General features: G+C 67.8%; 9 protein-coding genes. 5 read left to right on the top strand and 4 right to left on the bottom strand.

The window, feature by feature from the left end:
• Nucleotides 1–17 precede the first annotated feature (17 nt).
• The 3 genes from cysN to EPA99_RS02765 form a co-directional block, all read right to left on the bottom strand.
• Nucleotides 18–1,997, bottom strand: a complete 1,980-nt coding sequence (gene cysN, locus EPA99_RS02755) for a sulfate adenylyltransferase subunit CysN (protein WP_129469642.1) — start codon at nucleotides 1,995–1,997, stop codon at nucleotides 18–20.
• The gene (gene cysD, locus EPA99_RS02760; protein WP_129469775.1) at nucleotides 1,997–2,935 is read right to left on the bottom strand and encodes a sulfate adenylyltransferase subunit CysD; all 939 of its coding nucleotides are present in this window, start codon (nucleotides 2,933–2,935) and stop codon (nucleotides 1,997–1,999) included. The genes cysN and cysD overlap by 1 nt, the downstream gene beginning before the upstream one ends.
• An 80-nt stretch (nucleotides 2,936–3,015) precedes the next feature.
• The gene (locus EPA99_RS02765) at nucleotides 3,016–3,768 is read right to left on the bottom strand and encodes a sulfite exporter TauE/SafE family protein (protein ID WP_129469643.1); all 753 of its coding nucleotides are present in this window, start codon (nucleotides 3,766–3,768) and stop codon (nucleotides 3,016–3,018) included.
• A gap of 171 nt (nucleotides 3,769–3,939) precedes the next feature.
• Here EPA99_RS02765 and EPA99_RS02770 point away from each other — a divergent pair, with 171 nt between their 5' ends.
• The 3 genes from EPA99_RS02770 (at nucleotide 3,940) to EPA99_RS02780 (ending at nucleotide 8,394) form a co-directional block, all read left to right on the top strand.
• Nucleotides 3,940–5,787 carry an assimilatory sulfite reductase (NADPH) flavoprotein subunit gene (locus tag EPA99_RS02770; protein ID WP_129469644.1) on the top strand — a complete coding sequence of 616 codons (1,848 nt, stop codon included), beginning with the start codon at nucleotides 3,940–3,942 and terminating at the stop codon, nucleotides 5,785–5,787.
• A gap of 175 nt (nucleotides 5,788–5,962) precedes the next feature.
• Complete coding sequence (gene cysI / locus EPA99_RS02775) at nucleotides 5,963–7,678, top strand: assimilatory sulfite reductase (NADPH) hemoprotein subunit (protein WP_129469645.1); 1,716 nt, start codon at nucleotides 5,963–5,965, stop codon at nucleotides 7,676–7,678.
• Entirely contained in the window at nucleotides 7,675–8,394 is a 720-nt protein-coding gene (locus tag EPA99_RS02780; RefSeq protein ID WP_129469646.1) for a phosphoadenylyl-sulfate reductase, read from the top strand. The genes cysI and EPA99_RS02780 overlap by 4 nt, the downstream gene beginning before the upstream one ends.
• Before the next feature lie 612 nt (nucleotides 8,395–9,006).
• Here the strand turns inward: EPA99_RS02780 and EPA99_RS02785 are convergent.
• Complete coding sequence (locus tag EPA99_RS02785; protein ID WP_129469647.1) at nucleotides 9,007–9,393, bottom strand: hypothetical protein; 387 nt, start codon at nucleotides 9,391–9,393, stop codon at nucleotides 9,007–9,009.
• A gap of 375 nt (nucleotides 9,394–9,768) precedes the next feature.
• On the opposite strand from EPA99_RS02785, the gene EPA99_RS02790 reads away from it, so the two are divergent.
• Both EPA99_RS02790 and EPA99_RS02795 read left to right on the top strand, forming a co-directional pair.
• On the top strand, nucleotides 9,769–10,881 hold the full coding sequence (locus EPA99_RS02790; protein ID WP_129469648.1) for a helix-turn-helix transcriptional regulator: 1,113 nt from the start codon (nucleotides 9,769–9,771) through the stop codon (nucleotides 10,879–10,881).
• Nucleotides 10,882–10,974: 93 nt separating this feature from the next.
• Entirely contained in the window at nucleotides 10,975–12,153 is a 1,179-nt protein-coding gene (locus EPA99_RS02795) for a helix-turn-helix transcriptional regulator (protein ID WP_164978533.1), read from the top strand.
• Nucleotides 12,154–12,170 lie beyond the last annotated feature (17 nt).

Consider the following 12,170-nt stretch of genomic DNA (forward strand, 5'->3'; position numbering starts at 1 on the left):
GCTGGTCGAGCTTGCCTTTAGGCCTGCTCCAGATACTCCAGCACCTGCGCAGCCAGGACCTCGGCGCTGTCGCTGCCGCCCTGCAGGTGCAGCTCCGGCGCCTCCGGCCGCTCATAGGGCGAGTCGATGCCGGTGAAGTTGGGAATCCTGCCGGCGCGCGCCTTGGCGTACAGGCCCTTGACGTCGCGTGCCTCGGCGATGGCCAGCGGGGTATCGACGAAGACCTCGATGAATTCGCCCGGCGCGAAGCGCTCGCGCGCCATCTGCCGCTCGGCGCGGAACGGGGAGATGAAGCTGACCAGGACGATCAGGCCGGCATCGGCCATCAGCCGCGCCACCTCGGCCACGCGGCGGATGTTCTCCACGCGATCTTCGTCGGTGAAGCCCAGGTCCCGGTTCAGGCCGTGGCGCACGTTGTCGCCATCGAGGATGAAGGTGTGATGGCCCAGGGCATGCAGGCGCTTTTCCACCAGGTTGGCGATGGCCGACTTGCCGGCGCCGGACAGCCCGGTGAACCACAGCACGCGCGGGGTCTGGCCCTTGATGCGCGCGCGCGCGGCCTTGTCCACGTCCAGGTGCTGCCAGTGCACGTTGCCGGCGCGGCGCAGGGCGAAATCCAGCGTGCCGGCGCCCACGGTGGCATTGCTCTGCCGGTCGATGAGGATGAAGCCACCCAGCGCGCGGTTCTCGGCATAGGGCGCAAAGGCGATGGGCTCGTCCAGCGCCAGGTTGCACACGCCCACCTCGTTGAGCTGCAGGCGCTTGGCCGCCAAGGGCTCCTGCGTATTCACGTCCACCCGGTGCTTGATCTCGCTGACGCTGGCCGACACGGTGCGCGCGCCCAGCTTGAGCCAGTACGGGCGACCGGGGAGCAGCGCGGCATCGTCCATCCACAGCACGTGCGCGGCGAACTGGTCGGCCACCTCCGGCGGATCGCCGGCTGCGGCGATGACATCGCCCCGGCTGATGTCCACCTCCTCGGCCAGGGTCAGCGTCACCGCCTGCCCGGCGCGGGCGCGGTCGATGGCGCCATCCACGCCCAGCACCTGCGCCACCGTGGAGCGGCGGCCGGACGGCAGCACCACCACCGGGTCGCCGGGGCGCACCTCGCCGGCGGCAATCGTGCCGGCAAAGCCGCGGAAATTCTGGTGCGGGCGGTTGACGTACTGCACCGGCAGACGCAGGCCCGCCTGGGACTGGGCGTCGTCCAGCGTGATCGATTCCAGGTGTTCCAGCAGCGCCGGGCCGTCGTACCACGGCGTGCGCGTCGACCGCGCCGAGAGGTTGTCGCCCTCCAGCGCCGACAGCGGGATGCACTGCACGTGGGCGATGCCCAGCTGCGCGGCCAGCGCGCGGTAGCCGGTGACGATGTCCTCGAACAGCTTCTGGTTGAAGTCCACCAGGTCCATCTTGTTCACCGCCAGCACCACGTGGCCGATGCCCAGCAGCGAGACGATGTAGCTGTGGCGGCGGGTCTGGGTCATCAGGCCCTTGCGCGCATCCACCAGCACCACCGCCGCGTCGGCGGTGGACGCGCCGGTGGCCATGTTGCGGGTGTACTGCTCATGGCCCGGGCAGTCGGCGACGATGAACTTGCGCTGGTCGGTATCGAAGTAGCGGTAGGCCACGTCGATGGTGATGCCCTGCTCGCGCTCGGCCGCCAGGCCATCGAGCAGCAGCGCGTAGTCGATGTTCTCGCCCTGGGTGCCGTGGCGGCGGCTGTCCGACCGCAGGGCGGCCAGCTGGTCGTCGAACAGGCGCTTGCTGTCGTACAGCAGCCGGCCGATCAGCGTGCTCTTGCCATCGTCCACGCTGCCGCAGGTGATGAAGCGCAGCAGCGGTTTGGATTCGTGCAGGTGGAGGTAGGTTTTGACGGCTTGGCCGTCGGGATTGGGGATTGGCGATTGGGGATGGCCAACAGCGCCGCCTTCCGAGGTTGTCTCCGCAAAGCCCGGCTTCTGCCAATCCCCAATCCCCAATCCCGAATCCCGCCCCATCAGAAATACCCCTCCAGCTTCTTCTTCTCCATCGACGCGCCCGGCTCGTGGTCGATCACCCGGCCCTGGCGCTCGGAGGAGGTGGCCACCAGCATCTCGGCGATGATCTTCTCCAGCGAATCGGCACTGGATTCGATCGCGCCGGTCAGCGGATAGCAGCCCAGGGTGCGGAAGCGCACCGATCTGAGCTGCGGCACCTCGCCCTGGCGCAGCGGCAGGCGCTCGTCGTCGACCATGATCAGCGCGCCCTCGCGCTCCACCACCGGGCGCGGGGCGGCGAAGTACAGCGGCACCACCGGGATGCGCTCGCGGTAGATGTACAGCCAGATATCCAGCTCGGTCCAGTTGGACAAAGGGAATGCACGCACGCTCTCGCCCGGGTGGACGCGGGCGTTGTAGAGGTTCCACAGCTCCGGGCGCTGGTTCTTCGGGTCCCAGCGGTGCCTGGCGTTGCGGAAGGAGAACATGCGCTCCTTGGCGCGGGACTTTTCCTCGTCGCGCCGCGCCCCGCCGATGGCCGCATCGAATCGGTACTTGTCCAGCGCCTGCTTCAGGCTCTGGGTCTTCATCACGTCGGTATGCACCGTGGCGCCGTGGCTGATCGGGCCGATGTCCTGCGCCACGCCGTCGGGGTTGATGTGCACGCGCAGGTCCACCCCGGTCTCGGCCGCGCGGCGGTCGCGGAAGGCGATCATCTCGCGGAACTTCCAGCGCGTGTCCACGTGCAGCAGCGGGATCGGCGGCACCGCCGGGGCGAAGGCCTTGAGCAGCAGGTGCAGCAGCACCGAGGAATCCTTGCCCACCGAATACAGCATCACCGGGTTGCGGAACTCGGCCGCCACCTCGCGCAGCAGGTGGATGCTCTCGGCCTCCAGCCGGTCCAGGTGCGACAGCGGCATCCAAGTCGGGGCGGAGGCGATCGAACCGGAGCTGGACATCGGGCGGGAACGGACCTGGTCGAAGGCGCTCATGGTAGCCCCCGCCCGATGCGGGGCCGCGGCATGGAGGGAAGACATGCTCAGAGGACTCCGAAATGTCGCAGCAGCGTGCGGCCGCTGAGAACGATGACCAGCAGGCCGACGGCGGCCAGCATCGGCCGCGGGCGCACGTAGCGGACCAGCCAGGCGCCGACCGGCGCGGCCAGCACGCCACCGATGGCCAGCCCGGCGATGAGCTGCCAGTGGCTCAGCCCCAGCGTCAGCAGGAACACCACCGAGGCGGTGAGGGTGACGAAGAATTCCACCGCGTTGACCGTGCCCACCGTCAGCCGCAGGTCGTTGCCGCGCGCCAGCAGGTTGCTGGCCACCACCGGGCCCCAGCCGCCGCCGCCCAGCGCATCGACCAGTGCGCCGAAGAAGCCCAGCGGCCGCAGGTGCGAGGCGACCACGCGCGGGCGGTACTCGCGCAAGGCGCGCACCACGATCCACACGCCCATCAGCAGCAGATAGCCGGCGATCCACGGCTTCATCAGCTCACCGGGCAGGCTGGCCAGCAGGTAGGCCCCGATGCCGGCACCAACGACACCCGGCAGCAGCAGCGGGCGGAACAGCATCCGGTCGATGTTGCCGAAAGCGTGGTGCGAGGCCGCCGAGGCGCCGGTGGTGAAGCATTCGGCCGCGTGCACGGTGGCGCTGGTGACCGCCGGCGGCACGCCCACGCCCAGCAGCAGGCTGGAGGCGGTGATGCCGTAGGCCATGCCCAGGGCGCCATCGACCAGCTGGGCGCCGAAGCCGATGGCAACGTAGGTCAGCAGATCGGCGGGCAGATCCATGCAGGGCGGGTTCGGTGGGGGGCGAGGGCTGAGAGCGGGCCAGAGTATTCATGCCGCCCCGCGCAGGGCGGAAATGCGCGGAAAGCATAAGCGCATAACCGTTGATCCTTTCCGCGCTTGCGCCGGCCCCCCTAGCCTGCAAGCCCTGCCGCTTTGCCCGCTCACCTGTTCATGTCCAGCAGCGCCCAGCCCGCACCGCCCTTGCCCTTGTCGACCGAGCAGGCCGATGCCCTGCAGCGCCTGACCCGCGACCTGGATGCGGCCCGCCTGTGGTGGCTGTCCGGCTATGCCGCCGGCCTGGCGCAGGGCCAGCCGGTGCCGGCCGTGGCCGCCATCGCCGCAGGCACCGCGCCGCCTTCGCCAGTCCCGGACCAGCGCGCCACCGTGCTCTACGGCAGCCAGACCGGCAACGCCCGGCGCGCGGCCGAGGCGCTGGTCGCGCAGTTGGAAGCGGCCGGCCTGTCCGTGCGCCTGCAGCGTGCCGACGCCTACCAGACCCGCGAGCTGGCCAGCGAACGCCTGTTGTACGTGGTGATCAGCACCCAGGGCGAAGGCGACCCGCCGGATGACGCCATCGGCTTCACCGAGTTCCTGGGCAGCCGCCGGGCGCCCAAGCTGCCGGAGCTGAAGTTCGCGGTGCTCGGCCTGGGTGATTCCAGCTACGCCGAGTTCTGCGGCATCTCCAAGCGCATCGATGCGCGCCTGGCCGAGCTGGGCGCCACCCGCCTGCTGCCGGCCGGCGAGGCCGACCTGGACATCGACACGGTGGCCGTGCCCTGGCGCGCGCAGGCGCTGGAGCATGCCAAGGGGTTGCTGCAGGCGCCCGCGGCCAGCAGCGCCACGGTCACGCCGCTGCGCCCGGCCGTCGCCACGCCGGTGTATTCGCACAGCGCGCCCTTCCACGCCGAAGTGCTGGCCAACCAGCCCATCGCCGGGCGCGACTTCAAGGGGCCGGCCTTCGGCCGCCACGGCGCGCCGGACAAGCAGGTGCGTCACCTGGAGTTTTCGCTGGAAGGCAGCGGGTTGAGCTATGAGCCCGGCGACGCGCTGGGCATCGTCCACCGCAATCCAGAGGCGCTGGTCGAACCGTTGCTGGAAGCCCTCCGGCTGGACGGCGATGCCGCCCATCGCCTGGACGGCAGCGAACGCAGCCTGCGCGAATGGCTGTCCGGCCACCGCGAACTGACCAAGCTCTCGCGCCCGTTCCTGGCCGCCCACGCCAGGCTGGCCGGCGCAGGCGAACTGAACGCCCTGCTCGCGCCGGGCAATGCCGACCTGTCCGCGCTGCTGGGCAGCCATCAGCTGATCGACGTGCTGCGCCGCTGGCCGGCGCCATGGCCCGTGGCCGACCTGCTGGCGGTGCTGCGTCCGCTGGCCCCGCGCCTGTACTCCATCGCCTCCAGCCGCAAGCGCGTGGGCGAGGAAGTCCACCTGACCGTGGACGTGCTGAACTACCACGCCCATGGCCATGCCCACAGCGGCTCGGCCAGCGGCTTCCTGGCGTCGTTAGGCGAAGGCGACCGCGTGGCGGTGTACGTGGAGCCCAACGAGCGCTTCCGCGTGCCGGTCGACGGCACGCGCGACATCCTCATGATCGGCCCCGGCACCGGCGTGGCGCCGTTCCGCGCCTTCACCCAGGAGCGTGCCGAGACCGGCGCGGCCGGCCGCAACTGGCTGTTCTTCGGCGCCCAGCACTTCAACAGCGGCTTCCTGTACCAGACCGAATGGCAGGATGCGCTCAAGCGCGGCGAGCTGCACCGGCTGGACCTGGCGTTCTCGCGCGACCAGGCCGACAAGGTCTACGTGCAGCACAAGCTGCGCGAGCGCGGCCGCGAGGTCTACGACTGGCTGCAATCCGGCGCGCACCTCTATGTGTGCGGCTCCATCGCCATGGGCAAGGACGTGCACGCCGCGCTGGCCGACATCGTCGCCACCCACGGCGCGCTCAAGCCCGAGGACGCGCGCGCCTACCTGACCACCTTGCAGACGGAGGGGCGGTATGCGCGGGATGTTTATTGAGGCAGGAACGAGTGGAGAGGAACGAGGAACGAGAGAGGACCAATTGCAAACCGCCTTTCTTTCTCGCGCTTCGCCACGTGATCCCTGACGCCGTTCACTCGTTTCTCGTTCTTCCGCACTCGTTCCTGCCTACCCAACACTCGTTCCTCGTTCCTCTCCACTCGTTCCTAGCCCCATGACCCATTCCGTCGAAGACATCAAAGCCGACAGCCGCCGCCTGCGTGGCAGCCTGCTGGAGAGCCTGGCCGACCCGGTGACCGGGGCGCTGCGCGAGGACGACCAGACGCTGATCAAGTATCACGGCAGCTACCAGCAGGACGACCGCGACGTGCGCGACGAGCGCCGGCGCCAGAAGCTGGAGCCGGCCTACCAGTTCATGATCCGCACGCGCACGCCCGGCGGCGTGGTCACCCCCGAGCAATGGCTGAAGCTGGACACCATCGCCACCCGCTATGGCAATCACTCCCTGCGGGTCACCACGCGCCAGGCCTTCCAGTTCCACGGCGTGATCAAGCGCGAACTGAAGGCGACCATGCAGGCGATCAACGCCGCGCTCATCGACACCCTGGCCGCCTGCGGCGATGTGAACCGCAACGTCCAGGTTGCGGCCAACCCGCTGCTGTCGCAGGCCCACGCCACACTGTACGCCGATGCCGCGGCCACCTCCGAACACCTGCTGCCCAACACCCGCGCCTATTACGAGATCTGGCTGGACGAGCAGCAGGTGGCCGGTGCCGGCGAGGAAGTCGAGCCGATCTACGGCGAGCGCTACCTGCCGCGCAAGTTCAAGATCGGCTTCGCGCTGCCGCCGACCAACGATGTGGACGTGTTCGCCAACGACCTGGGCTTCATCGGCATCACCGATGGCCAGGGCAGCATCCTCGGCTACAACGTCACCCTCGGCGGCGGCATGGGCGCCAGCCATGGCGATGCCGAGACCTGGCCGCGCGTAGCCAACGTGGCCGGCTTCATTCCGCGCGAGAAGCTGCTCGATGTGGCCACTGCGGTGGTCACCACCCAGCGCGACTTCGGCAACCGCGCCGTGCGCAAGCGCGCGCGCTTCAAGTACACCATCGACGACAAGGGCCTGGACTTCATCAAGGCGCAGATCGAGCAACGCGCCGGCATCGCCTTCCAGCCCGCGCGCCCGTTCGTCTTCGACCACAACGGCGACCGCTTCGGCTGGACCCAGGGCAGCGATGGCCGCTGGCATCTGACCCTGTCCATCTCCGCCGGCCGCATCGCCGATATCGACCAGGCCACGCACCTGACCGGGCTGCGCGAGATCGCCGCGGCCCTGCAGAACGCGGGCGTGGGCGAGTTCCGCATGACCTCCAACCAGAACCTGGTCATCTCCAACCTCGGTCCCGCGCAGAAGGACGCCGTGCAGGCGCTGGTGGCGCGCCACGGCCTGGACGCCGGCAACGCCCTGCCCAGCGCGCTGGCGCGCAAGGCCATGGCCTGCGTGGCGCTGCCCACCTGCGGCCTGGCCATGGCCGAGGCCGAGCGCTATCTGCCCGACTTCACCAGCAAGCTGCAGCCGCTGCTGGAGAAGCATGCCCTGACCCAGGCGCCGATCGTGCTGCGCATTTCCGGCTGCCCCAACGGCTGCTCGCGCCCGTACCTGGCCGAGATCGCCCTGGTCGGCAAGGCCCCGGGCCGCTACAACCTGATGCTCGGCGGCGACCACCGCGGCCAGCGGCTCAACACCCTGTACCGCGAAAACATCACCGAGGCGGAGATCCTCGAGGCGCTGGACCCGCTGCTGGGCCGCTACGCCAGCGAGCGCCACGTCGATGAGGGCTTCGGCGATTTCCTGCACCGCGCCGGCGCCATTGACCTGCCGCCGTATCCCACCCATCGCGCCATCCCCGTGGAACTGTACGCATGACCGCCCTGCCCGCCTCCGCGCAGTCCCATGCCCTCGACCTGAAGGCGATCAACGCCGAGCTGGAACGCCGCGACGCCGCCGGGCGCGTGGCCTGGGCCCTGCAGCACGGGCCGGGCGTGGCCGCCCTGTCCTCCAGCTTCGGCGCGCAGTCTGCCGTGGCCCTGCACCTGCTGACGCAGCAGCGGCCGGACATCCCGGTGATCCTGATCGACACCGGCTACCTGTTCCCGGAGACCTACCGCTTCGCCGACGCACTGACCGAACGCCTGAAGCTCAACCTCAAGGTCTATCGCCCACAGGTCAGCCGCGCCTGGATGGAGGCCCGCCACGGCCGCCTGTGGGAACAGGGCGTGGAGGGCATCGAGCAGTACAACGACCTGCGCAAGGTTGAGCCGATGCGGCGTGCGCTGAACGAGCTGCAAGTCGGCACCTGGTTCACCGGCCTGCGCCGCAGCCAGGCCAGCAGCCGCGCGCACACGCCGATCCTGCAGCTGCGCGAGGGGCGCTGGAAGATCAGCCCGCTGGCCGACTGGTCCGACCGCGACGTCTGGGTCTACCTCAAGCAGCACGGGCTGCCCTACCACCCGCTGTGGGAGGAAGGCTACGTCTCCATCGGCGATGTCCACACCACCCGTCGCTGGGAGCCGGGCATGCGCGAGGAGGACACCCGCTTCTTCGGCCTCAAGCGCGAGTGCGGGATTCACGAGAATCTCTGAGGGGCACCGCTCTCATGATCGGAGCCGGTGGACAAGGCCACGGCTTTTTGATTCGCGCCTGAGGCGCAAGCGCCCGGCATCGTCTGCTAACGGACACCCTTTGACGCCGGGAGCCCCTCTCTCTGTGGAGGACAATCGGGAATCTCCGCGCCACAGCAAAAATCGAAATCGCTGGCCCCGGCGATGTTGCGCTGGTGACAGCGTGGAGAGATATAGCAACCGTTGGCCAGCCTGAAGGTCTTCGACGCACCGCATCCAGGCGCCGGACTTACCGTGCTCATGCCTGGTGTCGTAGGACGATAGGAAGGGCTCGTTCCGAGCGAATACTGGTTGCTTGCCCCCCGCTCCATCGCGGCAGACAGCTCCTCCGGAGGAGGAAGCAGGATGGAGAGAGTCTCACAGGCTGCCAGCACGAAACATGCCAGCAGGCCAAGCGCAAGGCAGTTGGCGGCTCCGGCGCGCCGACGGAGCTTCGCTCTTGTTCTTGATCTCATTCTTCGTCCCCAGTTGAGCGGCTCATCGTTTCTCATGCAGCCCGCCACTCGTGATGTCGCTCGATTGAACGAAGCATTCAGTCGTTCAATCGATATCCCTCCGCGAGACCACGAGAGGCTACTCAACGACCCTGTAGTACTTGCCTTCGGGGTCGGATGCCTTCAGACAATTCAGCAAAATCCTGCGAGTTTCTTCAGCCCCTTGGCTGGTACCTGAAGAAAACGAGTCCCCCAAACCGGCCAGTATGCCAACCGCCGCACCGATGCCAGCCGATTTGTTCAAGGACGCACCAAATCCAGCATTTTTGAACATACTGCCCATCTGCAAGCCAGCAGCAGCCCCGGAAAGCGCGCCGCCTCCCACGCCAGTAATCGTCTTGAGCTGGGCCTCCTGTGCCGCGGTCACCTGACGGTTCACCGCGACCTGGCGGCACACCGGAAGAACTTCCTGATATTTGCCATTACCTACCGCGTCGACCGGAACGACCGCGGGTTGATACTCCATCGCACCGAGCTTGCTTCCACTCACGAGATTCCCGTAAGTCGATGCGCACCCCGAAAGGAGCGCCACAGAAGCAGCGAGAGCGGGAAGAATGGTTCCACGTCGAAGACCAAGCATGTTTTCCCCTTGAACGGATCTGCAGGAATGAAATCCGTAGGCGTCATGCTCGGCCGCACACGTCCTGGCGTCCTCCCCCATTTGAGGGTGATCTGGCGCCTACGCGAAGCGGGCTGTCCTGAGCACTGGGCGTGGCAATGACAGCAAAGGCTGCTCGCCTGACCCCGCGCTGCCCGCACCCAGTGAGCATCAGGCGCTACTTGCCGTATATTTTTTTCAACCAAGACAAGCACTAGATCCCATCCACGCCGAAACTCCACCATGCCCGGCCGATCATCTAAGCATCGTCTGCTGCATTACCTCTACGGGTCATTGACCGAGCCCGATGCGCACCGGCAGTTCGTGCGCCAGCTGACGGCGGCCTTCAAGTCATCGCTGGTGGCAGTCCAAAGAGATGCCCGCGAACATAAGCACCACCCACTCCTCCATTTCGATAGCGAAGGCAACCCTTTCGAAGCGATCACCAAGGCCGCCGCTGCCGCGCCCTTCGTCAATCCATGGTTCGCAGCGAGCGCGGCCATCAAACTGGTCAGGCACGGGACCGGGCATGACGAAGGGTTGCTGACGCCCGCCCAGTTGCAGAGGACGGACTTCTATCATCATGTCCTGAGGCCCTTCGACGTCTTCCACTCCTTTGGAATCCTCGTCTCGGTCGAGCCGGAGGGCCTCAATGTGTTGAGCCTGAGCCGGTCCAGGTCCGCCGGCCACTACACCGAACGCGAGTGCAGGCTCGCCGATTCGCTTCTTCCGCATATCCGCAACGTGCACGCGCTGCAGAAGCAATTGAACGCATCGACGGTGCTGGAGGCAGCGAGCCTGCCCCATGCCCTGTGGCTGCTGGACCGTACAGGCGCGGTGGTCTTCCACAACGAGGCGGCCGAGCGACTCGCGCTGCGCGCCGATAGCGGGATCAGCATGGCCAAGGGTAGGCTCGCTGCGATGTCCTCGCGTGACCGCGCCGACCTGGCCGCTGCGATTGCCGCGACGAATCAGGGGACTGCGTCTGCGTCGCCGCTGGTCGTGCACGACCAGCGCGGTTCGCCGTGGGCCGTCGTCGAGGCCAGGCCGGTCGCGCCTCACGTCTTCCAGTCCTGGCTGATCAGCCGACCTGTGGTGACTGTCGTCAGCGCCCGGCTGTTGGCGCCCAGCCGCGCGCACCTGGAAGGCCTGCTCGTCCGGCTCTATGGGCTGACCCAGGCCGAGGCCAGGGCGGCCGTGGCCCTGCACGCATGCGAGACGATCGCCGCCGCGGCCAGGCAACTCAGCCGACATGAAGAAACCCTCCGCAGCCAGCTCAAGGCCGTCTTCGCCAAGACGGAAGCCAATAGCCAGGCCCGGCTGCTGCGCCTGCTCGACCGCCTCTGCGATAGCTGAGTTTCACCCGATCGGGTGATGCGTCGAACCGGCCGGGCGAACAATCGTGATGCCCATCGCAATGTTCGTCCACCCAGCGGACGAGGGGGTTCCGTGACCTGCAAGACCGCGTCCGCAGCGCCGGCGCCTGATCGGCTGATCGAACAGCTCTACGGGACGTTCTCCGATGACCTCCGCATGGAGGGCTGCCTGCGATTGATGACGCAGGTCTTCGGCAATCGCCTGACCGGAATCCACCGCGACGATCTGACGGCGGGTCATGCCAGCTACCCGGCGATGGTCTCCGACGAGCTCGATGCCGGCGCGCTGCACACGCTGGCCCGCGACTACGAGCGCAAGGCGCCGGTCAACAACCTGTGGAGCCACCGCAGCGGCCCTGGCTACATTCGCCAGGGCTATCAGTACGGCGAGGCGGTGGTTAGCGATGCCGAACTCCTGGCGTCCCCCTACTACAGCCAATACCTCAAGCCCGCCGACATTCGCTACGGCATGGGCATCTGCCTGGATCACCAGGGGCCGTCCCGTTTCACGGTGATGTCGTTCAACCGTCCGCCACGCCGGGGTCCCTTTGGCGAGCGCGACCTGGCGATGGTCCGGCATCTGCGGCCGCACCTGGTCAAGCTCTACGCGATCCATCGTCGCCTTGCGCGCCTGGAAGGAGAACTCGACACGTTACGCAGCACGTTTGATCGCGTTCCGGTCGGCATGTTGCTGATGGATCCGGACGGGCGATTGCTCGACTGCAACGCGGCCGCAGAGCGGCTTCTCCAGGAAAGCCCGGATGTCCTGCGCACGCCGGACGGAACGCTGCGGTTTCGCTCGTCCAGAGCGCAGGCCCAGCTAAAGGCCGCCATGGCACGGCGCGAAGACGACCTGGCGAGTCCCGCCGCGCTGGCGATGCTGATCCCCTCGCAGCGTGGGCAACCGGGCCAGGACCTGGTCCTGCACCTGTGTCCGCTTCCACCGTCGGCCCCCGACCTGTTGACCGTGGGAGGTCGCACCCTCGGCCTGCTGTACGCGCTGGACGATGCGGGTAGTTCGAAGGTCGGTCTGCAAGTCCTCCAGGCCACCCTGGGGCTGACCCGGATGGAGGCGCGCGTGTGCATGGCGCTCAGGACGCATCGAGACATGGAGGAAGTTGCCCAGGTCCTGGGCGTTGCGATCAGCACGGTGCGGTCGCATCTCAAGCACGCCTTTGCAAAGACCGGGACCAGCCGCCAATCCGAGTTGGTCTTGCTGGTGGAACGGCTGCTCTCGCTCGCACCCCGATGAGGCCGGGCAGGCGCGAT

It is taken from the genome of Pseudoxanthomonas composti (genome assembly GCF_004122095.1).
Lineage (GTDB): Bacteria > Pseudomonadota > Gammaproteobacteria > Xanthomonadales > Xanthomonadaceae > Pseudoxanthomonas_A > Pseudoxanthomonas_A composti.

Bases quoted from the DNA above. Each gene is read 5' to 3' on its own strand.
- cysN (WP_129469642.1), bottom strand. From the start codon at position 1,997: ATGGGGCGGGATTCGGGATTGGGGATTGGGGATTGGCAGAAGCCGGGC.
- cysD (WP_129469775.1), bottom strand. From the start codon at position 2,935: ATGTCCAGCTCCGGTTCGATCGCCTCCGCCCCGACTTGGATGCCGCTG.
- EPA99_RS02765 (WP_129469643.1), bottom strand. From the start codon at position 3,768: ATGGATCTGCCCGCCGATCTGCTGACCTACGTTGCCATCGGCTTCGGC.
- EPA99_RS02770 (WP_129469644.1), top strand. From the start codon at position 3,940: ATGTCCAGCAGCGCCCAGCCCGCACCGCCCTTGCCCTTGTCGACCGAG.
- cysI (WP_129469645.1), top strand. From the start codon at position 5,963: ATGACCCATTCCGTCGAAGACATCAAAGCCGACAGCCGCCGCCTGCGT.
- EPA99_RS02780 (WP_129469646.1), top strand. From the start codon at position 7,675: ATGACCGCCCTGCCCGCCTCCGCGCAGTCCCATGCCCTCGACCTGAAG.
- EPA99_RS02785 (WP_129469647.1), bottom strand. From the start codon at position 9,393: ATGGAGTATCAACCCGCGGTCGTTCCGGTCGACGCGGTAGGTAATGGC.
- EPA99_RS02790 (WP_129469648.1), top strand. From the start codon at position 9,769: ATGCCCGGCCGATCATCTAAGCATCGTCTGCTGCATTACCTCTACGGG.